Annotated in this window: 22 protein-coding genes, 4 pseudogenes and 1 CRISPR repeat array; of the genes and pseudogenes, 15 read left to right on the plus strand and 11 right to left on the minus strand. The window is 63.9% G+C overall.

Annotation, left to right across the window (positions count from 1 at the left end):
• Nucleotides 1–202: 202 nt before the first annotated feature.
• The 9 genes from cas2 to cas10 form a co-directional block, all read right to left on the minus strand.
• Entirely contained in the window at nucleotides 203–592 is a 390-nt protein-coding gene (gene cas2 / locus B047_RS18435) for a CRISPR-associated endonuclease Cas2 (RefSeq protein WP_018466912.1), read from the minus strand.
• Nucleotides 589–2,049, minus strand: a complete 1,461-nt coding sequence (locus tag B047_RS0110450) for a TIGR02710 family CRISPR-associated CARF protein (protein ID WP_026234804.1) — start codon at nucleotides 2,047–2,049, stop codon at nucleotides 589–591. The genes cas2 and B047_RS0110450 overlap by 4 nt, the downstream gene beginning before the upstream one ends.
• A complete protein-coding gene (gene cas6, locus B047_RS0110455; RefSeq protein ID WP_018466915.1) occupies nucleotides 2,003–2,791 on the minus strand; it encodes a CRISPR-associated endoribonuclease Cas6 in 789 nt (262 codons plus the stop codon). Before cas6 ends, B047_RS0110450 begins: the two co-directional genes overlap by 47 nt.
• 76 nt (nucleotides 2,792–2,867) lie before the next feature.
• A complete protein-coding gene (locus B047_RS0110465; protein WP_018466916.1) occupies nucleotides 2,868–3,116 on the minus strand; it encodes a type II toxin-antitoxin system VapB family antitoxin in 249 nt (82 codons plus the stop codon).
• A 31-nt stretch (nucleotides 3,117–3,147) separates the two neighbouring features.
• On the minus strand, nucleotides 3,148–4,278 hold the full coding sequence (gene csm5, locus B047_RS0110470) for a type III-A CRISPR-associated RAMP protein Csm5 (protein WP_018466917.1): 1,131 nt from the start codon (nucleotides 4,276–4,278) through the stop codon (nucleotides 3,148–3,150).
• Nucleotides 4,275–5,150, minus strand: a complete 876-nt coding sequence (csm4, locus tag B047_RS0110475) for a type III-A CRISPR-associated RAMP protein Csm4 (protein WP_018466918.1) — start codon at nucleotides 5,148–5,150, stop codon at nucleotides 4,275–4,277. The genes csm5 and csm4 overlap by 4 nt, the downstream gene beginning before the upstream one ends.
• Nucleotides 5,147–5,824, minus strand: a complete 678-nt coding sequence (gene csm3, locus B047_RS0110480; protein WP_026234805.1) for a type III-A CRISPR-associated RAMP protein Csm3 — start codon at nucleotides 5,822–5,824, stop codon at nucleotides 5,147–5,149. The genes csm4 and csm3 overlap by 4 nt, the downstream gene beginning before the upstream one ends.
• Nucleotides 5,825–5,827: 3 nt before the next feature.
• On the minus strand, nucleotides 5,828–6,301 hold the full coding sequence (gene csm2, locus B047_RS0110485; protein ID WP_018466920.1) for a type III-A CRISPR-associated protein Csm2: 474 nt from the start codon (nucleotides 6,299–6,301) through the stop codon (nucleotides 5,828–5,830).
• Between the two features lie 9 nt (nucleotides 6,302–6,310).
• A complete protein-coding gene (gene cas10 / locus B047_RS0110490) occupies nucleotides 6,311–8,719 on the minus strand; it encodes a type III-A CRISPR-associated protein Cas10/Csm1 (protein ID WP_018466921.1) in 2,409 nt (802 codons plus the stop codon).
• 460 nt (nucleotides 8,720–9,179) lie between these two features.
• Between cas10 and B047_RS16685 the strand changes: the two genes are divergently transcribed.
• From B047_RS16685 to cas2e, 13 genes and pseudogenes are all read left to right on the plus strand, one after another.
• A complete protein-coding gene (locus tag B047_RS16685) occupies nucleotides 9,180–10,808 on the plus strand; it encodes a tetratricopeptide repeat protein (RefSeq protein ID WP_018466923.1) in 1,629 nt (542 codons plus the stop codon).
• A 186-nt stretch (nucleotides 10,809–10,994) separates the two neighbouring features.
• Complete coding sequence (locus B047_RS0110505) at nucleotides 10,995–11,993, plus strand: helix-turn-helix transcriptional regulator (protein WP_018466924.1); 999 nt, start codon at nucleotides 10,995–10,997, stop codon at nucleotides 11,991–11,993.
• A gap of 22 nt (nucleotides 11,994–12,015) precedes the next feature.
• Nucleotides 12,016–12,612: pseudogene (locus tag B047_RS18710) on the plus strand (CRISPR-associated endonuclease Cas3''); the annotation flags it as partial.
• Between the two features lie 78 nt (nucleotides 12,613–12,690).
• The gene (gene cas3 / locus B047_RS0110510; protein WP_420805385.1) at nucleotides 12,691–14,700 is read left to right on the plus strand and encodes a CRISPR-associated helicase Cas3'; all 2,010 of its coding nucleotides are present in this window, start codon (nucleotides 12,691–12,693) and stop codon (nucleotides 14,698–14,700) included.
• Nucleotides 14,701–14,769: 69 nt separating this feature from the next.
• Nucleotides 14,770–15,075, plus strand: a pseudogene (casA, locus tag B047_RS18555) (type I-E CRISPR-associated protein Cse1/CasA); the annotation flags it as partial.
• 92 nt (nucleotides 15,076–15,167) lie between these two features.
• Complete coding sequence (locus B047_RS16690; protein ID WP_275053192.1) at nucleotides 15,168–16,304, plus strand: type I-E CRISPR-associated protein Cse1/CasA; 1,137 nt, start codon at nucleotides 15,168–15,170, stop codon at nucleotides 16,302–16,304.
• Entirely contained in the window at nucleotides 16,288–16,878 is a 591-nt protein-coding gene (gene casB, locus B047_RS0110520; protein ID WP_026234807.1) for a type I-E CRISPR-associated protein Cse2/CasB, read from the plus strand. The genes B047_RS16690 and casB overlap by 17 nt, the downstream gene beginning before the upstream one ends.
• Entirely contained in the window at nucleotides 16,878–17,120 is a 243-nt protein-coding gene (locus B047_RS0110525) for a DUF4177 domain-containing protein (protein WP_018466927.1), read from the plus strand. Before casB ends, B047_RS0110525 begins: the two co-directional genes overlap by 1 nt.
• Nucleotides 17,121–17,130: 10 nt before the next feature.
• Nucleotides 17,131–18,297 carry a type I-E CRISPR-associated protein Cas7/Cse4/CasC gene (cas7e, locus tag B047_RS0110530; protein WP_018466928.1) on the plus strand — a complete coding sequence of 389 codons (1,167 nt, stop codon included), beginning with the start codon at nucleotides 17,131–17,133 and terminating at the stop codon, nucleotides 18,295–18,297.
• A 2-nt stretch (nucleotides 18,298–18,299) separates the two neighbouring features.
• The gene (gene cas5e / locus B047_RS0110535) at nucleotides 18,300–18,995 is read left to right on the plus strand and encodes a type I-E CRISPR-associated protein Cas5/CasD (protein ID WP_018466929.1); all 696 of its coding nucleotides are present in this window, start codon (nucleotides 18,300–18,302) and stop codon (nucleotides 18,993–18,995) included.
• Nucleotides 18,970–19,596: a type I-E CRISPR-associated protein Cas6/Cse3/CasE gene (cas6e, locus tag B047_RS0110540; RefSeq protein WP_018466930.1), complete on the plus strand. Its 627-nt coding sequence runs from the start codon at nucleotides 18,970–18,972 to the stop codon at nucleotides 19,594–19,596. Before cas5e ends, cas6e begins: the two co-directional genes overlap by 26 nt.
• Before the next feature lie 3 nt (nucleotides 19,597–19,599).
• The gene (gene cas1e / locus B047_RS0110545; RefSeq protein ID WP_018466931.1) at nucleotides 19,600–20,544 is read left to right on the plus strand and encodes a type I-E CRISPR-associated endonuclease Cas1e; all 945 of its coding nucleotides are present in this window, start codon (nucleotides 19,600–19,602) and stop codon (nucleotides 20,542–20,544) included.
• Between the two features lie 2 nt (nucleotides 20,545–20,546).
• Complete coding sequence (gene cas2e / locus B047_RS0110550; protein ID WP_018466932.1) at nucleotides 20,547–20,927, plus strand: type I-E CRISPR-associated endoribonuclease Cas2e; 381 nt, start codon at nucleotides 20,547–20,549, stop codon at nucleotides 20,925–20,927.
• Nucleotides 20,928–20,947: 20 nt separating this feature from the next.
• Nucleotides 20,948–21,829: a CRISPR direct-repeat array (repeat unit 29 nt; unit sequence GTGTTCCCCGCACGCGCGGGGATGAACCG).
• Between the two features lie 65 nt (nucleotides 21,830–21,894).
• On the opposite strand, the pseudogene B047_RS18715 reads toward cas2e, so the two are convergent.
• A pseudogene (locus tag B047_RS18715) lies at nucleotides 21,895–22,339 on the minus strand (hypothetical protein); the annotation flags it as partial.
• A gap of 85 nt (nucleotides 22,340–22,424) precedes the next feature.
• Here B047_RS18715 and B047_RS0110560 point away from each other — a divergent pair.
• Together B047_RS0110560 and B047_RS0110565 are read left to right on the plus strand one after the other, a co-directional pair.
• Nucleotides 22,425–22,634 (plus strand): hypothetical protein, encoded by a 210-nt coding sequence (locus B047_RS0110560; RefSeq protein WP_018466934.1) that lies wholly within the window; start codon nucleotides 22,425–22,427, stop codon nucleotides 22,632–22,634.
• 524 nt (nucleotides 22,635–23,158) lie between these two features.
• A complete protein-coding gene (locus tag B047_RS0110565; RefSeq protein ID WP_157205895.1) occupies nucleotides 23,159–23,851 on the plus strand; it encodes a hypothetical protein in 693 nt (230 codons plus the stop codon).
• On the opposite strand, the pseudogene B047_RS17650 reads toward B047_RS0110565, so the two are convergent.
• A pseudogene (locus tag B047_RS17650) lies at nucleotides 23,848–24,488 on the minus strand (transposase family protein). The gene B047_RS0110565 and the pseudogene B047_RS17650 overlap by 4 nt on opposite strands.
• Nucleotides 24,489–24,490 lie beyond the last annotated feature (2 nt).

The raw sequence follows: 24,490 nt of genomic DNA on the forward strand, positions 1-24,490 counted from the left end.
ATTTTATGTGACAGGGATTTACCATGAGAAAGGGGGAGATAGGTTTTCAAGGTACGCTCGAGGGGACCTCGCTAGGGGGATTATAGCATTTTGCGCAAAACATAATGCCGCATTTTGGCAAGCGGGCTTTGTATTGTCCCAAACGGGAATAGTGGCCGCTTTTTCTGGTGAGGGGGTGCGATCGCGAAGGGATTTTTGTGGGCTAGAGGATCAGGTAGTCGGGATTTCCGGCGATCCGGCCCACGCCCAGCACTTCCACCACTCCCCCTACTGGGTAGATGCGCACGCCGTCCTCGGTGGGCTCGAGCTTCTTCTGCAAGAGTTTTTTGAGCTGCTCGAGCTGGGCCGGGTTGAGCCAACACTCGAATACCGAAAGCTGCACCCGCTCGCCAAAGCCCTTGGGGTGCTGGGCCTCTTGATTTAGGCATCCTTCCAGCAGGCGCAGCAGCACTTTGCGGCCAGCGCCGGGGTGAATTGCCCCACACCACCACCCGCCGCACCTTGCGAGCAGGGTCTGCTCGTCTAGCTCCACCCGCAGGCGACCCTGGCGCAGGCGCAGGGTGGCGGACTGCTCGGTGAGGTGGAGGGTCATGCAAGGGGAATCGGAGAGTATTCCACTTTGGGTAGTCCTCCTCTTTCCACCAGAGTTTGCAAGACCTGGGCAAGATCGTTCGCCATACCCTCTTTGGGCGGTTCAAAGCCGTGCGCAAACACAGAACTGTTACGGGCTTTTGCCAATCCCACCAGCTTGTTTGGGTTGACCGCTTGAGCGGCATTATCCCCCAATGCCCTGAGCAAGAAGAAAGCAGTGACGAAGTCCACGTCGGTTTTTTGTTCTAGTTTGTCTTCGGTCTTCAGACCTGCCCCATTTCGCTCGACTTGATATTTGATCTTTAGATCTTCGAGGCTCATCTGAACTGTCTCACAAAGTTTTTGGAAGTCGGGCTTAGCCGTATCGAAGCCCCTCTGGGCCAAGCGGTGTTGCAAGAAAAACTCGAGGGCACGGTAGCGTAGCAGTACGGCCTCGGCAATACGGCCCGCACTTTGGCGTCGCCCAGCCATAAAATCGAGGGCAGCCAGCGCCCAGGCCACTTTTTGTGGTTCTGCAAGTGGGACTATGTTCCTGCTGGAAAGCGAGTTCGCAAGGTAAATGATTTCCTCGAGCCCCTCCTTTTGCTCACGAATGGTATTGGTGTATTTAGCAAAGGGACTTTGCTTATACGGAGGCTTTTGTAAAAGGCTGCGCAGCTCTTCCAACTTTGTTTTTGCCGATTCAAACTGTGCAGCATCTATATGCGCATAGGCCTCTGATAGGATTGCTTCAAGGCTGTTTGCTTTCCCTTCCCGCTCCGCCGCTTGGCTAAAGTTCTGTTTTGCGCGCGCAAAGTCCCCTTGGCTGTAGGCTTCCTTGCCACGATTGTAGAGCCAATCCGGTATAACTTCACGTGGGTTCTCGAGGCGTTTCAAAAACTCAGTTCCTGCTACCGGACGGCGAAGCTGGTCGTCATACTCTTCGTTGTCCACATAATAGACATGTGCAATGCGGCCTTCTTCCGCCAGCGAGAAAGCAAACATCGCCAACCCAGCAACCATGGCCTTCGTGCCCCCAGTTGGGTCAAAGGCAATTGGATCCTTTGGATCAAGCCGGTCTATTTGCTGCCGCACTTGCCTATAAATATCTTCCGGGTCGCTCCGGCTAACCTGAAGGGTTTTGATCCGGTCGACCCCCCACCCCAATTCCTTTTCAATCCGCTCACAAAGCTTTTCCGTATCCTTGGTATGCAGCAAGTAAACTTTTTCAGCGTTCAGCGCGCGAGCTGAAAGAATAACTGGTTCCGGTGTTGTTCCCACGGTATGGAAGGAAGCTTTGTACTGCTGTTGCCCCCGATCAACAAAACCCTCTTTGGTAAGCGGCCAGATTTCTTTTTCGTACAGCTCCCTGGCTTCTTTGGCCTGAGGCGACGGCTCTGTCCGACCAATGTTCCCTTGGCCTAATAGATCTTTATACCGTGTCCACAGTTGCCGTAAGCGCTCCTTGTTCCGATTCATGGTTCTTATTCACCTCCTGCCTTGGGTCAAACCCCCGCACCCGCCCAAACCCCAAGCTGGTCTTGGCCCCCACCCCGGCGTAAAAGGCAAAGCGCCCCAAAGCCTGCATCCACTGGGCCTCGGTGGGGCTGGCCTTGGGCAGGTAGTAGACCACCCGGCCCACAAAGCCCACCCCTCGCTCGTCCTCGTTGGGCGCGATGCGGTGGGTGCGGCCCTGGAACTGGCCCACCGTGAGGCGCTCCCAGGCCTGCTGCACCTCCTCGGGCACCTTGACCGGGGCGAAGGCGTTCCAGCGCTGCACCAGCGAGTCGAAGACCAGCTTAGGCTCGGGCAGGGGGTAGCTATGCCCCTTGCGGCGGAAGAAGGTGGGGCTGGCGAACTGAAGCCCCAGGCTGGCCGGGGCCGGCCCCTGGAAGAGCCGGGGGTAGGTGCTCACGCCGCTCCAAGGGTGTTCTTCCTGCAAGACGGCCCTAACCCGAAAAGACGCTTTGAGCTTGACGCTCTGGCCCGCCAGGCCAAACAGGTGGGGCGAGAGCCGGGCATAGAGCCCTTCCTCCAGCAGCCCAATCCGCACCCACCACTGCCCCTCGGCCCCGCCCAGCCCCAGGCTGAAGGGGTTGGGCTGGGCGCTGTGCAGCTCAGGGTCTATCTGCTTCAGCAGGCCATACACCAGCCCCCGCCAGCCGTCGGGGTCGGGGCGCGAGGGGCCTTCCAGGGTAAGGACGATGGCTGCGAGCATCATGCCAGGTCGGTCTGGGCGAAGGGGTAACCGGGCTCGCGGAAGAGAATATGCAGCAGTACCGAGCTATCCAGCACCATCAAAAGCCCTCCGGGCCAAAGCCCAGGATTTCCTCCTGCTCAGCCTTGGTGGGCGCTTTACCCAGGCTTCCGGGAGGCAGCTTGGGCCAAACCTCGCGCTCTAAAAACTCCAGCACGCTCTCCTTGCGGGGGCGATGCGGGTACAAGAGCCGGGCTTTGCGGATGGCCTCGGTCTTGCTCTCGCCCCTCAGGCGGGCCACTTCCTCGGCCAGGCGCTCGACCTCGGGGTTTTTGAGGGTCAGGGCCATGGTTTCAGTATAGGTTGAAAAAAGCAGGGTTTCAGTAGGGCTCGAGCCTCGCCACAGCCCAGCCCAGGGGGAAGCCATCTTTGGGGCTGGCTGAGCCGGCGGTTTTGCGGGTTTTGGGTTCTTGGCCCTCCTCCCCGTCGAGCAAAAGCGCGAGCCGGATGGACATGCGCCCGCTGCCGAAGCCGATGCGCAGGGGGAAGGAGCGCTTATCTTCACTGAGCCGTTTCTCGAGGGCGTCGTAGACCTTGAGCGCTTGCCCGAGGCGATGATTCTGGGCATATTCCCGCTCGAGGTGGAGCACCTCTTGGTAATACTCCCAGCAGGCCTCGGCCAGCGCCTGGGCCGAAATGGGGTGAGAAACCGCGTCTTTGTGTCTTTGCTGGGCTAAGCCGGTGTGCAGGCGCAAGGGGGCTTGCAGCTTGGTTCCCACCCGGAACATCTCGGCCAGGATGACGGTCTGGTCCATCTGACCCCTGGGGTGGAAGACCCCTATGCGGTTCAACAACAGGTTCTCGCTGGGCTCGCTGTCGCCTATGCGCACCTGACGGAAGGGGTCGCGGTGGAGGTTGGGGCTGCGTTCGGCGGCGTAGTCCAGTACCAGGGCCTCAAAGGCCTGGGCAACAGGGGTTGTTATTCTCTCGGGCGGCTGGATGAGCGGCCACTCGTCGCCTTGAACCTTCTGGCCCCACTGCCAGCGACCTTTGTACTCGATATCCCGCCCCTGCCGCACAACCCGCTTGAACAGCCAGGCGGTGCGCAAGGCCCCTTTGATGGAGGAGCCCGGCAGATAGGCCCCCAGGGGGCTTCGGGGCAGGGGGCGGAACTCGAGGCCCGCCGCGTCGGTGGCGTTTTTAACGGTATTGATGAAAGCTGGGGTGGCAGGGAGGCGGCGCAGGATGGCCGGGGTGGGGTCTACCAGGCGGCTGTTCCAGAGGGATTGCAGGCTTTGCTGGGCCCGTTTGGGGCCCTGGGCCACCGCCTGCAAGTAGTTTTCTTGCTGTTCTGGAGAGAGCAGCTCCAAAAGCCGCCCCGCATCCAGGATGAGCACCTCTTTTTGGGCCTCGTCCACCAGGTAGCTGTAGGCCGGAAAAGCCTCGCCGGTGCCCACGTGGATGGGGCCCAGGGTTTCAATGGTCAAGCGGTAGCTCTCCAGAAAGCTCATACCCGCACCCCCAGGGGAAAGCTGTAGAGGTACTCCCAAACCTTTACCCCATCCTCCGGCGCGGGCTCGGGGGTCACGTCCAGCAATTTGGCGCCAGGCACCTGCCGGAACACGCTGCCCTCCTTGGCCCGCAGGTAGGGGCGCTTGAAGGGGGTCTCGGCCTGGGCGTAGTGCCCCCCCAGGCGGCCCCAGTAGGTTTCCAGGGCAAAAAAGCCCTCGCCCTCGGGCAGGGTGGGGGCCAGGGTGACGTAGTGGGTGGGGTTTTCGGCCTCGGGTAGCTCCATCTCCTGCACGTCCACCACCTCAAAGCGTCCCAGCCCCACGCTGGCCTTGCCCCCATAGCCGAAGGTTCCGATCTGCTGCAGGGCTTCTTCCAGGTAGCCGGCCTCGCGGCGGAGCTGCACGTACACGCTCCACTCCCCCTGGCCCAGCCAGTACACCCGGTCGTTGAAGAGGATGCCCTCCTGTGCGGTCCCGGTGGCGCGAGAAATGCCCACCCGGGTCTGGGTGGCTACTTTGATACGGGGGGCCCGGTCACCCTCTAGCTCGGGGGACTCGAGCAGCGCCTGCTCACCTTCCCGAACGACCCGGGCGAAAGTACCGAAGCTCAAAAAGCGCAGGCCCTTGAGCTTCTTGCGCTTTACGGTGTCCTGCACCTGCACGGGCGGCAGCAGGGGGCGGGGCAGGTAGCCTCTGGGGAAGGCCGAGGAGATGAGGAAGGGGGGATCGTTTTGAAACTCTTGCAGCCACACCCTAAGCCCATCTTCCCCCTGGGTATAGCGCACCCACCAGGCCAGGTGGCCCCAGAGGGTGGAGGCGCTGGGCGGGGCGCTGACGCTGCCCAGCGCCAGGTGAAAAGCCTTGACCCTCATTTCTCCTCGACCCGATAATCTAGCTCCACCTGCCCATAACCCCGGCTGATGTAGCCGCCCAGGCCGTCGAGCTGGAGGAGCTCGAGGGCCTTCTCCACGTGACGGAAGTTGTCGCGATCGGTCTGGCCGCCGTCGCCGGTGTCCATCACCCGGTAGACCATCTCGAAGGCGAACTCGGCCCCCGCGGGCACCCGCTCGGCGGTGCGGGGGTTGGCGTTGCCACCGATGCGGGGGATGAAGACCTCCTGCTTGACCTCGGTCAGGTAGCCGCCGCGGGCGGTCATGCGCTCGAGGGCCTGCTTGGACTCGGGCGTGAGGTAGGCATCACGCACCAGCAGGCGGGTGGGGCCGCGCTGCTGGGCTATGCGGCGCTGGGCCTCGTTGCTGGGAGCGCTGCCGAAGATACGTCCAATAGGGTCTTTGGGGTCATCTGGAACGTACACGTGTTTTTCTGTGGATCGTGCGATGTAGTCGCCGCCCAAGTGCCACTCGAGCAAATACCGCATCTTGCCCTTGAGCGAGGAGCCGGGAATATAGGGCTCCTCGGTGAGGGGGTTGCGGATGACCGGGTTGTCCACGTCCCCAATGGCCATCTGGTCCTTGCTCATGCCAATCCGCAGGCCACTTTTGAGCCGGATGGTGCCGTGAATGCGTTTGTAGCCCAGCAGTTTCACCATTTACCTCCTGCCCTGGGGTTGGGGGCCACGGGGAGTGGCCTCGTGGTTCCGCTCTCCTTCCAGCCCATAAAAGTAGGCCAGCACCGCCTCCAAAAAGAGCATCACCGCTGCGAAGTGCTTCTCGCTCTTTTTGGCATCGGAAAGGAGCTCATCCATTTTTTGCCGGAAGAGGGGAAAGCTCTGCAATGGCCCCCCGTTGGAACGACCCCCATAGGCCAGCTTGGCCCGCAGCAGCTCTATCTGGGACAAGAGCCGTCGCCAAGCCTGCTCTGTGTCGCTCCCCGCTTCACGCTTGTAGCGCTCGAAGACGTCCTCGAGCCGGCGGAACTCGTGGAAGTAGTTGCGAAACTGGCTCGACTTGAGCTTGTTCTGCCCCTGCCCTTCGCTGCGAATCTCCTGGGCCCAACTTTTGGCTTCTTCATCAAAAAGCCCTCTTCGGTAAATGCCCTTTTCCGAGTTTTCAAAAAACTCCATACATCCTCCTTACCGCTCCAGATAAAGCCCCCACTGCACCCACACCGGCAGGTGTCGCCAGGCGGGGGTTTGGTGGTCGGTTAGCTGTAGGTAGTGTTGCCGAATTTGGTCGTCTCGCTCGCGCAGGGTGTAGGCCAAAAGCGGCTTGTAGCGCATCTGCTGGGCTGGGTCTTTCTGCGACTGGTGCTGCCGCCACAGCCGCAGCAGGCGGTAGGCCAGGGCGCTGGTCAGGCCCGCCTTGTCCCCAGAGTTCAGGTGTTTCTGCAAGTCCTGCACCCAGGGCACCAGGTCCCGCAGCTCCGCCCAGGGCACGCTCTGACCAAAAAGGTGGAGCCGGCCCCGCCCATCTTTCTTGGCCTGCTGCTCGGCCTCCTGCACGGCCTCGGCCAGCAAGGGGATGGGCAGGCTGGGGTTCACCAGCACAAACCCGCCCGAAAGGCTGAGCTGGGGGTGCTGGGTGAAGCCTCGGTAGAGCGCCTCCAGGTCCAGGGCAAACTCCAGCAGCACGTCCCAGGGCCCCAGCAAGAAGAGGTCGTCGCCCCCGGCGTAGACCGAGTAGATGAGGGGGTAGCGCCGGGCTTTTTCCTGGGCCTTTAGGCTGTCCCAGCCCAGGCGAGAAGCGTAGGTCTGGGGGTTCTTGATGAGCTCCAGCACCTCCCCGGCAAAGAAGAGCTCGAGCATCCGCGAGAGGCTCGCGATGCGGCTGGGGCTGCTGTGGTCTTTCCCCTTTTCGTCCTGGAAGCCCGTGGCGAAGGCCTCGCCCATGCGGTCGGCGTCGAGCATCAGGGCCCCCAGGTACTTGGCCCCGGTGGAAAGCTCGGCCAGCTCGGCCAGGGTGAGCGGGTCGTCTTCTCTGCGGCCCCCTTCTTCCTCTTCCCAAAGGCCCTGCTCCCTGGCCCAGGCTTGGTACTCGTCCAGGTTGCGCCAATTGCCGGTTCGCACGGCGTCCTTGAGGGTAGGGATGTGCCCGGCCAGGAGGCGCACCTCCCAGGGGTGGGCCGCGGGGGTGAAGGCGAGGCGGGTGCGCAGGGTGTGGACATCGGAGGGCTCGAGGGCCACCCGCAAGCTGGGAAAGCGGTAGTGGGGCTGAGGCGCGTCCCCGGGGAAGAACCCTATCTCCCCTCGCTTGGGGATCAGCCGGCCCACGTGGGCATCGCGCTCACAGCCGTAACAAAGTTCCTCGGTGGCCGATTTGGCTGGGCGCGCCCCACAGGCCCGGCAGGGGCGCAGGCTCTGCGGGCCCGCGCTCAGGTAGGGTTGGCCGAGCTGGCTTTGCAAGGGCTTTAGCTTGGCCAAGGCCAGCTTGCGGTGGGCTTCCCCCAGCACCCGGCTGAAGGACTTGAAACCCGAGGGGGCAAAGGCGTACGCCGCCAGGAAGGGCAGCAGGGTCGCCCCTTGCTTCAGGGCCCACGTCTCCCACTCCCGGCGCACCTCATCGAGCGCCTTCAGCACGGCCTCGGTGTTGGGCAACAGCAGGTAGAACTTGCCCCCCGCGCTCATGATGCGCTGCAAAGGGGTGAAACCGGTGCGCCGCAGCAAGTCTAATCCCATGGCCTCGGCGGCCAGCGAAACTTCTAGGCTGCGCGCCCGCAGCCGCTTGGCCAGGCCCCCCACCCCGGTCTGGGCCCCCTGGATGCGGTAGATGTGGTTCTGGATGCCCCCCAGGTCGCCCAGCACCAGCAGAAACTTCTCGGGCTTTTCGTCCCTAAGGGCTTCCACGCTGGGCGAACCGCCGTGATAGGCCCACAAAGCCGCCGCGATGGCTCCGGTCAGGCGCAGGTGATCGAAAAGCGAAACATCCGGCTCGCCCTGGGTGTCCGAGGGCACGTTCCACAAAAGCTCCTGGAAGATGCCCAAGAGGTTCAAAAGCAGGGCTTCGGGGCTTGGTTTGAGCCGGGCCAGTTCCCCGAGCCGCGCGTCCAGCCGCTCGGCCACTCGCCAGTAAGTGTCCCTCGACACGTTGGGTTTGGCTTCTGGATAAGCCCCCCCGGCCTTCTGGCCCACCTCTTGGTTGGCCCGCACCATGCTGTAGCCCCAGTCCCGCTGGCCGCACTGCTCCTGCACCCACAGGCCCGCCAGCACCGACTTGAGCGGTGTGTCGGGTGCGTGACCGCCTTTTTCGTCCACCTCTTTGCGCTCGCTCGAGGCGTAGGTGTCGGCCAGGGCCACGCACCACTCGGCGGGGTTGGTGGGTTTCCAGGGCGTGTCACGCCAGCCCTCGTGGTGGCGGGCGGCGGTGGGGGCGAGCCCCTCCAAACTCGGAAAAAGCTGCCCCCACCGCCGAATGACCCAATCGGTGTAAGCCGGATGACTCCAATCGGCAACCCCTTCGGGCACACGGCCCCAGTGGGCCCGCTGGTAGAGCTTGCCGATGTCGTGGAGGAGGGCGGCTAAGGCAAGGTGTGAAGCATCGGGCATTTGCAGTTAGTCTAACCACAGACCTCGAACATTTCATAGGGAAAATTTTCAGCGTCGGGGGTCGTGGGAGTGTCAATGCTCTGATGCGTGGAGCTCTTCCCGCTCGAGCAGGCTAACTTGGCCCTGGAGCGGCTGAGGAGCGGTCGGGTGCGGGGGGCGGCGGTGCTGGTGATGGGCGGGAGCCCAACGATGGGGGGCTGATGGGCGTCTACCGGCGCGCCCGCATCGCGACGGGATTTGTCGCGACCCCGCTGGACTTTGGGGGCCATGGGGCTACGCACGAAGGACGGCTTGGAGAAGTGGCCTGCGGTCCTGGGGAGAGGGGGGCTTTGCCTCGGCGCCATCCTGGCGCTGTTCAGGCTGCTACAGCCGCAGGGCGCGGCGCAATGGCGACGACGTCAAGACGGGTACGGGAGCTTGAGGGATTGCGCTTTGATTTGGGTACAATTCCTCAGGCGTCATGAAAGCACCCCTGAGCGACCTCGAGGCCACCCTGCGGCAGCTGGTACATACAGGGCGCATGGATCTCGCCATCAGGGTCCTGGCGGAGGCTTTTGCCCAAGCCCGCAGCCTCGAGGCCCAGCGTCGGGTCTTGTCGACGCTCTTCCCCTCGATACCCGGGGATTGCTTCCGCACCGACGCCCAGGCCGCCGAGCTCTACGCCCATGCCCTGTGCCGTGTGCGGGAGCCGGAGGAGCTCCTGGCTTTCTGCCAGGAGGCCGGGGTCGCCACCCCCATGATGAGGCTCTACCGCGCCTGGGCGCTTTCGCGGCTGGATCGGGTGAAGGAGGCGCTGGAGGAGATCGAGGCCCTGGACGAAGCTGTGCTGAGCGACAAGGGGCTTTACTGGCGCAGCCGAGCGGAACTGTGGGCCAAGCTGGGCTTGCCGGGCTGGGAAGAGGCTTATGCACGAGCCAGGGAGCACCTCCAGCACGAGGCCTTGGGGCGTTGCCTGATCGACGAGGGGAGCTACCTCTACGCAGCAGGCCGGGTGCCCGCCGCCCGCGCCCGCTGGTCGGAGGCGCTGGCTTACCTGCAGAGCGATCCCTACTACCTGGCCTGGGCGCACTACAACCTAGGCATCAGCGCGCTGAGCGCACCCGCCGAAGCCGAGCGGCACCTGCTCGAGGCCGAGCGGCTTAGCCGCAAGCCCGCCGCCCGCCCCATCCGGGCCAGGGCGCTGTGTGGGCTGGGAGCGGCCCGGCGCATCCTGGGAGAGTGGCCCAGGGCCCTCGCTTGCTACCGCGAAGCCCTGCGGGTGGCCGAGGAAGCCGACGACCGCCAGCAGGCTTTGTGGGGCCTCGGTCACACCTCGAGGCTTTGCGGTCGGGTGGCAGAAGCGCTGGGCTACTTTCAGCAAGCCCTCGCGCTCGGGGTTTCGTCCTCCGGGTGGCTCTACGCCGACATCGCCGCTGCGCACCTGCTGCTGGGCGACGAGGAGGGGGCCAGGGAGGCCGCCGAGAGGGCGACCCACCTCAAAGAGCGGGGGCGCTTCCTGTTGGCGGTGGTGCGGGCGGAGCTGGAGCGGCGCCGGGGCAACCCTGTGAGGCTGGGGGGCTTCAAGCTGCCCAACCTGTGGAGCCGGGAGGAGGCGTTGTGTTTTCCCGAACTCTTCGCCCTCCTCGCCCCATCCGGACCGGCGCTCGAGCCCAAGACCCAGGCCAGGGTCGAGGTCTGGGCGGCGGGCTTGCTGCGGGTGAAGGTCAACGGGCGGCCCATCCCCCTCAGGCCGACTGGACGCCCGGCGGAACTGCTGGCGCTTTTGCTCGAGGGCGAGGGGGAACAGAGCATGGATGCCCTGCTCAACGCCCTTTATCCCGATGCCCCAGCCACCCCCGAGGGCCGCCGCAAGGCCTACAAATCGCTGTGGGAAAACGTCTCCAAGCTGCGCCGGGCGCTGGGTTGGCCCCAGAGCATTCGCAGCGAAGGTGGTTCGCTGCGCCTTGACCCCGACGCCCACTGGGTCTACGACATGGACGACCCTGCTGCTCGGGCCAGAAAGGTCTTCCTGGAGGGCATTTACAGCAATTGGGTCCAGGAGCGGCGCCAGGAACTCGAGGGTCCCTTTAGCCCGCAGGAAGCTTTTTAAGCCCTTCGCTTGCTTTTCCCCATCGCGCTGCGGCGTAAGTGTGGGAAGCGCTCAGATTGGTGGGTAAATGCTTAAGTCAATTAGAATCAAATAAACTGCCAATCAAATAACGCTGATGACATAAATGGACATCTGCTGGGTGGGTTGTCGCTATACTCCGGCCTAAACCCCGGAGATTGAGCAGCCATGGGCAAAACCACGCGACACGAACCCGCTACCCACCAGAAGGCTCGTCGCCTCGGCGAGGCTCGTCGGTGGTTGCTGGCGAGGCCCTACACCGCGCAGGAATTGGCGGATGCCCTCGAGGTGCACCTCCGCACCGCCCAGCGCTACATCGCCGAGCTGGAAGCGCTGCCGCTGGACGACCGGTGTCGGCCCCCGCGCTACCGGCTCCTGACCTCCGAGGACCTCGGCCCGGTGGAGGCCTTGGTCACGCACAGCGCCCTGCGTATGCTCTACCACCACACCCCAGGGCACAACGCCCTCTACCTCGAGGCCCTCCTCAAGCTCGCCCGCCGCATGCCCGAGCCCGCCCAGAGCGTGGCGATCCGCAGCGCCGAGGACCTCAAGCGCCGCCTCTCCCACCGGCTCGACGAGGGCGACGCGCTGGGCAAGGTGGCCGAGGCCTGGTTCCGCCAGCAGGTCCTGGAGTTCTACTACCACAAGCCCGGCGGCTCGGGGCAGGCCCGGCGCAACGAGCTCGAGGTCTACTTCATCGAGATATCCCGCCTCAACCTAGGGGTTTACGTCATCGGCTACGAGCGGGGCTACCACAAAGCCCTGCGCACCTACAAGCTCAACCGCATGAGTCGCATCCGCCCGATCGGGGAGGAGGGGGCCTATACCATCCCCGCCGATTTCGATCCCCGCCAGTACCTCTCCAACGCCTGGGGAGTCGTGGGCGGCAGCGGGGGGGAGCCGGTTCAGGTGCGCTTGCGCTTCAAGAAGGAGGCGGCCTACCGGTTGCGGGAAGGGGGTTACCCCGACATGGAGCTGCTGGACTTGCCGGAGGGAGGCCTCGAGGCCCGCTTCACCGTCGGCACCGATAGCCACAACTTTCCCCTCGAGCTTCTCTCCTGGGTGCAGAGCTGGGGGCCCAGGGTGGAGGTGCTGGAGCCGGAAAACCTCCGGCGGCGGTGGCTCGAGGAGGCCCGGCAGGTGGCGGCGATGTGCGACAAGATTTGACGCTTTGGGGGAAGACACTGCAATGGTGCTTTCTGAACGCGCAAAAGCATTGTGGGCCAAGAGCGATCAGGACAAGGAAAAGGGCCAGTGGCACCCCCTCATCGCCCATCTACTGGATGTGGCCGCCTGTGCCGAGCTGATTCTGGAGCGGGAGCCAAAACGCACTTTGGAGCTCTACGCTAAGGACCTTGGCCTACCGCCCGAGCAGGCCAAAGCCTGGATCTGCGCCCTGGCCGGCCTGCACGACCTCGGCAAGGCCAGCCCGGCCTTCCAGCAGAAGTGGCCTGAGGGTATGGAGCGGGTCTGGGCCGCAGGGCTAACCTGGACCACTCCCCCAACACCGCCGCCCGATGACCTTTCCCACAGCGTGATTGGTGAGGAAGTGCTGCCCGATCTCCTCGAGGCGCGAGGCTGGGTGCGCAGGGCCGCCGAAAACGTCGCCGCTGCGGTAGGCGAGCACCACGGTTTTCGGGCAACGCAACAGGACCTAGACAGCGTTACGGGCAAGGAAAAAGGCGGGGAGGACTGGTACAAGGTGCGGGCTGAGCTTTTTGAGGCGGTGCTCGAGGTGCTCGGTGTGGGCGAGGCGCCGGGGGTCTGTATCTACGGAGGCGCGGCCTTCGAGCGCCTGGCGGGCCTGACCAGCTTCGCCGACTGGATCGGCTCGAGCCTCGACTTCCACCCCCTCGGCGATGACCTGGCTGGGTACTACCAGCGTGCCAAAGCGCGGGCCGCACAAAAGCTCGATAGCCTGGGCTGGTTCAAGCGGGAGCCCTTGATGCCCGAGCCGCAGAGCCTGGAAGCGGTGTTTGCCTACTTGGGCAAGCCCGATCAGCCCTTCAAAGCCCGCCCGCTGCAGAGCACGATGGAGCGCTTGCTGGAGGGGATACACACCCCTGCGCTATTCCTGGTCGAAGCCCCGATGGGTGAGGGCAAGACCGAGGCCGCCTTCTACGCCCACCTGCGGTTGCAGGCGGCCAACGGGCACCGGGGGATGTACCTCGCCTTGCCCACCCAGGCCACCGGCAACCTGATGTTCGAGCGGGCCAAGGCCTTCTTAGACCCCTACGGAAAATCCCGCCGGCTCGACCTACAACTCCTGCACGGGGCCAGTGAGCTGGTGGAGGCGTACCAAAAGATCCGCGTGCGCCCCAACCTGCCCGACGAGGGGGAAGGGGTAGAAGCCCAGGTCTGGTTTTCCCACCGAAAACGGGGCCTGCTCTCGGAATACGCGGTCGGGACGGTGGATCAGGCGCTTTTGAGCGTCCTGCCCACCAAGCACCACTTCGTGCGGTTGTGGGGCTTGGGCAACCGGGTGGTGGTGCTGGACGAGGTTCACGCCTACGACACCTACACCAGCGGCCTCATCGAGTCGCTGGTGCGCTGGCTGAGGGCTTTGGGCTCGTCGGTGGTGTTGATGAGCGCCACGCTGCCCAAGGCCAAGCGGGAGAGCCTGCTCAGGGCCTTTGGGGCGCAGTGCGCTCCGGAGGCGCCCTACCCCCGCATCACTCGAGCCCTGGCGGGCGACCCCACTCCCGTGGCCGAGCGCTTTGCGGCGCGGGAGCAGCCCACCCTCACCCTGCGGTCCCTGCCCCTGGAGCTAGAAGCCCTGGCGGAGCGGGCGCTCGAGCAGGCCAGGCAAGGCGGCTGTGTGGCCTGCATCGTCAACACCGTGCAGCGGGCGCAGGAGCTGTACCAGAGGCTGGTGGGCAAAGCGGATGGGGTAGAGCTAAGCCTGTTCCACGCCCGCTATCCGCTCGAGGAGCGCTTAGCGCGCGAGCGGGCCGTCGTCGCCAAGTTCGGCAAGGAGGGCCAGCGTCCTCCAAAGGCCATCCTGGTCGCCACCCAGGTGGTCGAGCAGTCCCTCGACCTCGACTTCGACGTGATGTTCACCGACCTGGCCCCCATTGACCTGATGCTCCAGCGCGCCGGGCGCTTGCACCGCCATCAGGGACGCGAGCGGGGCCCCCACACCCAGCCGGTGCTGTGGGTGGCGGGCCTGGAGGAGGGGGGCGTGCCGGACTTCGGAAGTGCCGAGCGCGTCTACGAGCGCTACGTCCTGCTGCGGAGCTGGCTCGCGCTGCGCGGTCGCCAAGAGATCAGGCTTCCAGGCGACATCGACCCTCTGGTGCAGGAGGTGTACAGCGAGCCGCCGCCCCAGGGGCTTTCGGAGGCCTGGCGGGCGGCCCTCGAGCAGGCCCAGGTTTGCATGGACAAAAGGGAGTCCACAGACCGGGACGAGGCGTTTTACGCCCCCTTTGGGCAGCCCGATGAAACCAAATGGCTCGAGCCCCAAACTTTCCCTAAACTCCCCGACGACGAACCCAACCCCGACGACGACCCCGACCTGCTCCACACCCGCAAGGGCAGCCCCAGCGCCACGGTGGTGCTGTTGCATAAGGTAGGAGGCCAGCTGTGCCTCGATGAAAGCGGAAAGGAGGCGGTGAGCGTCGCCAGCAAGCTCGAGCTTTCCGAAGCCAAGCGGCTCTTTGCCCGCTCGGTCAAGCTGAGCCGGCACGAGCTGACGCGAAACGACTTCCAGGCGCTGAAGGAGCACCGGAAAGCCCACGGCCTACCTGAAAAGCCCTGGAGCCAAACCCCGCTGCTGGCCCACGCCCATCCGGTGGTACTGGAGGGGGGGCGGGCTGTGTTGGGAGAACTCGAGCTCGAGCTCCACCCCGAGCTAGGGATTGTTTACAGGAGGTAAGCTTTGTCCACGTTCAACCTGATCACCCAACCCTGGATCCCCGTGCGGGAAGGAAGCGCGCTGAAGCTCGTGGGTTTGGAAGAAGCCCTGCTCGAGGCCCGGCGTTTCAGCCGCATCGAAGACCCCAGCCCGCTCGTAACCGCCGCGCTGCACCGCCTGCTGCTGGCCATCTTGCACCGGGCGCTGGAGGGCCCAGAAGACGCCTACGTGGCGGCGAAGTGGTTCAGCGAGGGCTTTGACGCCCAGAAAATCCGGGATTATCTGGCCCAACACCAAGACCGCTTCGACCTCTTCCATCCCCAAAAGCCCTTCTACCAGGTGCCCGACTTCACCCTCGAGCACTCCCGCCGCTCCTGGACGGTGCTGGCCCCCGAGCTCAACTCCGACAACAACAAGGTGCTCTTCGACCACACCGTCACCTCGAGGCCGCCGGCTACACCTACCCCTCCGAGGCCGCGCGCTTGCTGGTGGCCAACCAGACCTTTGCCCTCTCTGCGGGCAAGAGTGTGCTTTGCCACACCACCAGCGCCCCCGTGGCGACGGCAGCGCTGGTGGTGGTGCTGGGCGAGAACCTGCACCAGACGCTGTGCTTGAACCTGGTGAGCTACTCCAAAGACGAATACGCACGCGATTTCGCCACCTGGGAGCAAGCGCCCCTGCGGGTGGCCGACCTGAAAAACTGCAAGGCCGCCAAGGCCACCCCCAAAGGCATCGTCCACCGCTACACCTGGCTCTCGCGCGCGGTGCGCCTCGAGCCCGAAACCTTGAACAGCCAGACGGACGATCCCCTGTTGGGACAGAGCACTCGCGTGCCTGTTCACCAAACGGTGGTGCGCTGGGTCGCCTACGCCTCGGGGGTTCGCTACGAGGAAGCCGCGGTGCGCCCCGACCCCATGGTGGCCTTCCGCCTCGACCCCAAGGACCCGGCGAAGCTGTACCCGCTCGGTTTCCGCGAGGGACGGGCGCTCTGGCGGGACTTCGCCTCGCTCTTGCCCAGGCCCGGCTCCGAATACGGCCTGGGGGTGGTGGAGCACGCCCGCAACCTTTACAGGGCATTGGGCGCCCGGTTCAGGAGGCGGAGCCTTCCGGTAATGGTCGCAGGCTTGGCCAACGACCAGGCCAAGATCGAGCTATGGCGGGGCGAGGTCTACCGGCTGCCCGAGGCCATCCTAAGCGACAAAGACGTTTGGCGCTTTGTGGAGGAGAACCTGGAGCGGGCCGAAGAGATGGGAAGGGCCCTGAACGGGGCGGCCTTTGCCCTGGCCAAAGAGCTCCTGAGCCAGGGGGATCGGCAACCCAGCAAGGACGATGTAAACAAGCTGGTTCGGAGCTTTCCTCACCAAATCGCCTACTGGTCGGCGCTGGAGACGCAGTTTGCCGCCTGGATTGAGCAGCTAGGTTTGGACTTCGAGCAGCATCAACCCCGCCTCGAGCAAGCCTGGCAAGAAACCCTCCGGCGCGAAGCCCTGCGGGCATGGAGGCTCACCGTTTTAGCCGCAGGAGACGATGCCAGGGCGCTGCGGGCCGTCCACAAAAGCGAGGGCATTCTGCTGTCCAAGCTGCCAAGTTTGAGAAAGGAGGCCATAGGTGCAAGCACGGACTAATAAAGAGCAAGCCTTCGTAAAGCACTTGCGTGAGCGAGGTGAGCCCGCCGACCTAGCGCGGCTGCGGCGGGCTTTGGGCGAGTCAGACCAGGTCGTTGTTCCGGCGGTGGAGGGTTTTCTGGCACGCTTGCCCAAGGAGTCCGAAGACTCCTGGGCCCGCACGGTCTACTACCTGGTGGCAGGGCTCTGGGCCAGCACGGTTTCGTCTTCCGAACTGGAGCGCTTTCGCGAGCAACTCGAGGAAGAACCCGAGGCCACCTCGGAGGAGAGCGCCGCGCGGCCCTCGGCAGAGGAACGCTACCGCCGCACGCTGGGCTACGCTATCGCCCAGCTCTACCTCGCTCGAGACCAGGCCAAAAGCATCGAGCAGCGCTTCGTAGCCCTTTTGGACGCCGACGAGGAACAACTGCCCTACCGCCTGCGCCAGATGGTGCGGCTTCTCAAGAGCGAGGAGATACCCATTCACTGGGCGGAGCTTCTGCGCGACCTGCTGGCCTGGAACGGCGAGCACAAGCCGGTGCAGCAAAAGTGGGCCCGAGCTTTCTACCGCCGGGCATCTCAGGAGGAAAGCTGATGAGATACGAGTACAAGGCCGTCCAACTCCCCAAGCACATTTCAGTGAATGCTCGGAACCGAGATAGCGCAGCCGCCGAGTTGATCCAGGGCGTTATCAACAATTTCGCTGCAGAAGGGTGGGAGTTCTACCGCATCGACACGGTGACTACCGTAGAACCCCCCGGATGCTTGGCGGCGCTATTTGGTCAAAAAGATACCTATACGCCACTCAATGTGGTTATCTTCCGACGTTCTTTGTAAAGGAGGCCCTGTGAAACACCTGCTCGAGATCCACATCCTGCAAAACTTCGCCCCATCCAACCTAAACCGCGACGACACCGGCTCCCCTAAGGACGCCTTCTTTGGCGGGGTGCGCCGCGGGCGCATCAGCAGCCAGTGCCTCAAGCGGGCCGTGCGGGAGTACGTGCGCGATAACCCCAATGGCTTGCCCCAGGAAGCGACCGCCATCCGCACCAAGCGCCTGGCGCAGGAGCTGGTGAGCCAGTTGACCGCCAAAGGCCGCCCGGAGGATGAGGCGCGGCAGAAGGTCAAGGCGGCCTTGGGGGGCATAGGCCTCAAAGTGGGGGATGAGGATAAAACCCAGTACCTAGTGTTTTTGGGCAGACAAGAGGTGGCCCAAATTGCCGACCTCATCCACCAACACTGGGACGGCCTGGTGGCCTCCGAAGAGGAAGAAGAGAAAGGCAAAAAGAAAGCCAAGGACGCCAAGAAAGCCGCCAAGGAAGCGATCCCCAATGAGATCAAAAAAGCCTTAGGCCGTGTGCTAAATGGCGGCAAGGCCCTGGACGTGGCCCTGTTCGGGCGCATGCTGGCCGATTTGCCCGAGAAAAACCAGGATGCCGCCTGCCAGGTGGCCCACGCCCTCTCCACCCACGCCATCGAGCGCGAGTTCGACTTCTACACCGCCGTAGACGACCTCAAGCCCGACGACAACGCCGGGGCCGACATGATCGGCACGGTGGAGTTCAACTCGGCGTGCTACTACCGCTACGCCGCGCTCGACCTAAAGAAACTCCACGAGAACCTCCAGGGCGATAGCGAGCTGATGCTCAAAGGCCTCGAGGCCTTCCTCAGGGCCATCGTCAAGGCCAAGCCCAACGGTAAGCAGAACGCCTTCGCCGCCCACAACGACCCCGAGTATGTGGCGATAACGGTGCGCCAGGAGGCCGACCCGCGTAACCTGGCCAACGCCTTCGAGAAGCCGGTGCGCCCCAGCCGCGACCAGAGCCTCACCGAGGCCTCGGCGGAGCGGCTCGAGGCCAAGTGGCAGAAGCTGGCCGAGGCCTACGGGCAAAACGGGCAGGTCTTCGTGCTGAACCTGAGCGATCTCGAGTCCAAGCTGGGCACACAGGTGAAGAATCTGGACGAGCTGCTCGAAGAAACCCTGAAAGCCGTGCGCGCCAATCTGGGGGTCTAGCCATGCCCACCTTGCTCCTAAGGCTGGCGGGGCCCCTGCAATCCTGGGGCACCCGCAGCCGCTTCGACGAACGCGACAGCGACTTGGTGCCCTCCAAAAGCGGGGTGATCGGGCTGATCTGTGCGGCGATGGGTATAGACCGCGAAGAGCGCGAGCCCGTGCTCGAGCTGGCCCGCTTGCGGATGGGCGTGCGGGTGGATCAGCCGGGGGTGCTGCGCTACGACTACCAGACCGCCCAGAACGTGATCGCCGCCGATGAGTCCAAGGTTCACTCCACCGCCGTCTCGAGGCGCTACTACCTGGCCGACGCGGTTTTCCTGGTGGGGTTGGAGGGGGAGGATCGGGGGCTATTGGAGCGCGCCCACCGATCCCTAAGGAACCCGGTCTGGCCGCTTTTCCTAGGCAGAAAAGGCTATGTGCCAAGCCCGGGGGTGTACCTCAAGGACGGCCTGCGCGACGAGCCTTTGCTAGAGGCGCTCCAATACCCCTACCTCGGACGGTCGTGGCCGAAGGATGAGGAGGGCAAAGACCTCGAGCCCTTGCGCTTGCCTGTGCTGCTCGAAAACCGAGACTCGAGTGAAGGCTCGCTGCGCATGGATCAGCCACTTGGCTCCTTTGCCGAGCGCCGCTTCGGAGCCCGCTTTGTGATCCCGGGCTGGGTGGAGGTGAGGCATGTACCTGAGCCGGCTCCAGCTTAACCCCCGCCACAAGCAGGCCCGCACCGACCTGGCCAGCCCCTACCAGCTCCACGCTACCCTTTGCTGGGCCTTCGCCGAACCCGAGCAAAGCCCACCGCGCTTTTTGTGGCGGCTTGAAGAGGGCAAAATCCCGACGGTGCTGGTACAGAGCGTTGAAATGCCGAGATGGGAAAAACTCCTACAACGCTTCCCCGACTACCTGACCCATCCACCCGAGCACAAGCCTATTCCCCTCGAGCATCTCCAGCCCGGCCAGGTCTTGCGCTTCCGCTTGCGGGCCAACCCCACCGTGACCCGCAAAGACCCAGAAAACCCCGAAAAGCGCAAGCGCCACGGGCTAAAAAAGGTGGAGGAGCAGCTCGAGTGGCTCCATCGGCAGGGACAAAAGGGTGGCTTTACGGTGCTGGGCGCGATGGTGGCCCAGAGCCAGCGGGTGAGGATGTTCAAGCACGGCGGGGGTAGCCCCATCGTGCTCCAGTCCGTGCTTTACGAGGGCCATCTCAAAATTGCCGACCTGGAGAACTTCAAACAGACTTTGGCCACCGGCATTGGCCACGCCAAGGCCCTGGGCTTTGGCCTGCTCTCCATTGCAAAAGGCTAGACCGTGAAGTACGAGACCCGCAACCTGCAAGAACTCCCCAAGTTCCGCGACGGGCTTTCGTACCTCTACTTGGAGCATGGGCGCCTCGAGCAGCAAGACCAGGCAGTGGCTTTCTACACCCAAGAAGGTGTGATTTCGATTCCCGCCGCCGCCCTGGGGGTGCTCCTCCTGGGGCCCGGCACCGCAGTAACCCACGCGGCCATCCGTCAGCTCGCCAACAACGGCTGCTCGGTGTTTTGGGTGGGCGAGGAGATGGTGCGTTTTTACGCCAGTGGCATGGGCGAAACCCGCTCCAGTGCCCACCTCATGCGCCAGGTGCAGGCCTGGGCCGACCCCCAGGCCCACCTCGAGGTGGTCAAACGCATGTACCGCCTGCGCTTTCCTGAGGGACTTCCGCCTGATCTGACCCTCGAGCAAATCCGGGGCCGCGAGGGCGTGCGGGTGCGGGAGACCTACGCCCGCTGGAGCCGCGAAACCGGCGTGGAGTGGATGGGCCGCAACTACAACCGGGGCAACTGGGCCGAGGCCGACCCCATCAACCGCGCCCTCTCCGCCGGGGCGGCCTGCCTGTATGGCCTCTGCCACGCGGCCATCGTGTCGGCAGGCTACAGCCCGGCCCTGGGCTTCATCCACACCGGCAAGCAGCTTTCTTTCTTGTACGACATCGCCGATCTCTACAAAGCTGAAACGCTGATTCCCACCGCATTCCAGGTGGTAGCCGAATCGGAACACGGCGTGGAGCGCCGAGTGCGCTACGCCCTGCGCGACCAACTCAAGCGGGTCAAGCTCCTCGAGCGGGTTGTAGACGACCTACACCGCCTATTCGATGGCCTCGAAATCCCCGACCCCTACGCCACCGATCCCGCGGCCCCGGGCGAGCTTTGGGATCCTGAAGGCAACCTTCAGGGCGGGGTCATGTACGGCCTGGATACCGAAGACGAACGCTAGCTATGGTGGTCATCGTGCTTGAAAACGTGCCCAAGCGGTTGCGCGGGGAGCTGAGCCGGTGGATGCTGGAAGTAAGCACGGGTGTTTTTGTAGGCAGCATGACAGCCCTCGTGCGCGATCTTCTGTGGCAAAAGTGCGTGGAAAAAAAGACCGCGGGCCGGGTCTGCATGATGTACCGCACCAACAACGAGCAGGGTTTCGAGGTTCGAACCCACGGCGACACCACCCGCACCCTTGTAGACTTCGATGGCCTAACCCTGGTGGCTGTGAAGAATGCCGAGTGGGAGCGCATGCACCGAAAGCGAGGCAGGAAACCTAAACCAGGGGCGAATCTTGACAACCAAACTCGGGATTCCGACACTTCCGGGGGGTCGAACAGCTAATTTTGCTGTTATAGTCAAGTGTGTTCCCCGCACGCGCGGGGATGAACCGAAGTGGGCGTCGCTCGTCCCGGCGAAAAAGGCGTGTTCCCCGCACGCGCGGGGATGAACCGGCCCCCACGGTGTACCCGGCCCGCTGGGCGGCGTGTTCCCCGCACGCGCGGGGATGAACCGCTCGAGGCGGGAGCGCTGTTGAGGGGCAGGTAGTGTTCCCCGCACGCGCGGGGATGAACCGGGGCTATCGTTCTTCCCGGCGAGCGAAAGGATGTGTTCCCCGCACGCGCGGGGATGAACCGGCGGTGAGGTTGTCGAGCGGGCCGTAAATCCCGTGTTCCCCGCACGCGCGGGGATGAACCGCCGCGGCCTGGTGGCTCGAGCGCCGTCGCCCCGTGTTCCCCGCACGCGCGGGGATGAACCGGTCTACCCCGGCCACCCGCTCAATCCCCTACTGTGTTCCCCGCACGCGCGGGGATGAACCGTGGCGGCTAGGAGCGAACCCGATGCAGACCCGTGTTCCCCGCACGCGCGGGGATGAACCGTCCGCACTTCCTGAATTTTGTGCCTCAGTCCCGTGTTCCCCGCACGCGCGGGGATGAACCGCACGAACTTCCCCTTGCCCCGCACCTCCAGGCGTGTTCCCCGCACGCGCGGGGATGAACCGATACGGGCAGATGCCGCAAACCAAGCTGCACAGTGTTCCCCGCACGCGCGGGGATGAACCGTTGGAGATCGGACTGGTGCCTGTCAGTCCGAAGTGTTCCCCGCACGCGCGGGGATGAACCCCCGCCCCACAAAAGGCTTGCCTCGAATACCGCGTGTTCCCCGCACGCGCGGGGATGAACCGTGCGACGCCGGTCCCTGCGCTATCTACTGGATGTGTTCCCCGCACGCGCGGGGATGAACCGTGAAACTCAGTTAGACGCCGGTTGCGAGACGGGGGCTTGCCCGGTAAGATTACCCAAGTTGCTACCCACCCCATCTTCTCTGTCAACAGCCGGATGTTGTGCGCCAGGACAAAGGTGAGCACCTTCAAACCCCTCCTGCGTCACCGCATGAATCCGCCGGGAAAAAGCCCGTACCTCACGTCGTGCACGCTCCCAAGGGTCAGCGCTGCCTCATGGACGAAGAAGCCATCATCCACCAACAGGTGCAGCTTGAAGCCGTGGAAGTAGACCCCGGGCGCCCGGATGTTTTCGCAGAGGGGGACGATCCCCTGTCGGGACGTAGGAGAAGAGGGCGAGGTTGTGGGCGAAGGCCAGGGTCTTTTGGTGGTGGCCGCCGAAGTGGAGGGCAGCCAGGATGGCGAGGGTGAGGAGGACACTGGAGGGGGTCTTGGTCTGGGGGTCGTCGTTGTGGCCCAGAAGGGGAAGGAGGTCGTCTATGGTGCAGAAGGCCGCTATGGTCTTGTCCAGCATAGCGGCCTTCCTTTTTGCATCTCACGGCAAAAGATAGGCGGCAACTTGGGTTAAGATGTGAGGGACTGGCATCAAAGGAGGTTTTGTGAGAGTACGACTCTATAAATACGAATGGGGGAAGGATGACGAGCTGGTATATGAGGGGGATATAGAGAATCTACCCCCGGGCCCAGCGGCTGATTATTGGGCCGCGGTAAAAGAACACCACGGCCCAGATGCCGAGGACTACTTGCGCATCAAGGCCCCGCCGCTGGCCCTGGTCTTCAGCGGCTGGGTATTGGAGCCCGCCGACTGACATCCTCTACAACACACCCGGGGATTGACCCTGAGGGTGTTGTAGTAGCTGTTTACTCGGCGGGCCTCTCGGTGTATTCCCCGCATACGCGGGGGTCAACTGCCCTGACCAAACCCTAACGGGTTCTGGTCAGAGCTTGCAGTGAAGGGCGGGGTCTCCGCGCCGCCGTAGTTTGATGGCCAACATACTGGAGAGCGCTGAAAAAGTGCTGGAGTCCTGGGCATCCCAGGGGGACGTCACCCCCAGGGGCGGCCACTGGCTGCTGGTGAGGTGGCCGCTGACCCGACGCTACTCACCAGAGGCTATTACCGAGGCGCTATCGATCGTGACTGGCGGCCTAGGAGGACGCAATGGACGCGACTGATTTCATCAGGCAAATCAGGGGGCCCGCTCTGGAGCTGATCAACATTATGGGGGAGGCTCCCTCACCACAGGCCATCCAGCGAGATCTGGATGAGGGATTGGCTCTATTGGATAAAAATGGGCTCTCTGTATCGCTGGGATTTACCCCGGAGCTGAGCGCTGTGGCGCGCATCGTGAGCCCGGGGGAGATTAGGCTGGGTATATCGGCCCTGTTGACGGGAATTGAGCACCCCGCCCTAGCTACTCTACCGCCCCGCCCGCTGCTGGGGGCGCTAGTCCACTCGGCCACTCATATGCTGCTGCTCAACGATCAGCGGCGGGTGGCGGTGGTGGACGCTTACGCAACTCCTAGGCTGAGTCGGTTGTTACGTGGGTGTTACGCCCAGCACTGGGCGGCGCTCCAGGCGGGTGGCGACTCCATATTGCTGGCCTACCCGATACTGGCGAACCTCCCCTACGCCCTATATCCCGGTGAGATAGGCCCCCTGGCCGCCGAGCTATACGTGAGCGCCCCGTCGGTGCTGGCCGCTCTGGAGGCGGTGCTGGACCTGGACCTGGTCACCCCAGCGCAGGACGTCTGGGGGGGATCCCTCCCACAGGGGGTAGTAGACAATGCCCTAGAGAAGTCGTTGGCCCAGGCGCTCCAGCCGCTGGTTACCGATGCCACCCCGACCCCTAACCCATTCCGGGGTGACACTACCCGGGGGTATAGGCCCTGGGTTGGTCAGGCTCACTGGGGGGGCTTGGAGGCCCGGGGCGGGGATTCCGAGCCCGGTATGCTGGCCTTCTACCGCGGATTGAATCTACCCCGATTGGCCCTGTTCTGGATAGCCTATGGGTCTAGAGCCTGCTAATTAGCCGTTCGTAAAAGCTCCACAGTTTGCGCCGTCATCAGAATAGAGAAAGCCAACCAGTGCCAGCCTCGCAAGGTCTCAGCCAGCCGCTCATAGCCTCGCGCCAGCCTGCAAAACCGGGATGTCCAGGCAAACGAACGTCCCACCACCCAACGCTTCGGCAGCAAGACGAATCCTCGCAGCGATGCCTTGCCGCTTGTGCCGCTTCCTCCCCTTCCACCTGCTCCCCGATCACTTCCTGCACCTGTTGACTCAGTGCTCCCACCCGGGCCCGTTCCTGTTCACTGGCCGCCGTCACTACCAGGGCCAGCAGATGGCCCCGCGTATCCATCGCCAGGTGAACCTTGCTCTCCTTGCGTTGTGCCCGCTCCCCGCTTTGCGGGGTGGACTGTAGGGTGCGAGCATCGTAGATCGCAGCGCTGGGATGGGTTCACAGGGTCATGCGCAGATCATGAACCAGGTCTTCGAAGCCCCCCGGTTCATCCAGCGATAGGCTTGGGCCTGAACGATAGGGGGGGGTGGGAAGTCGTGGGGCAGGTAGTCCCATTGAGCACCGGTTCGGACCAACCAGCGCAGGCAGGTCGTACTTGCGCTGGGGTGCTTCCAGCGGAGCGAGGGTCAAATAGGGCAGCACCAGGG

Source organism: Calidithermus timidus DSM 17022 (assembly GCF_000373205.1).
Taxonomy (GTDB): domain Bacteria; phylum Deinococcota; class Deinococci; order Deinococcales; family Thermaceae; genus Calidithermus; species Calidithermus timidus.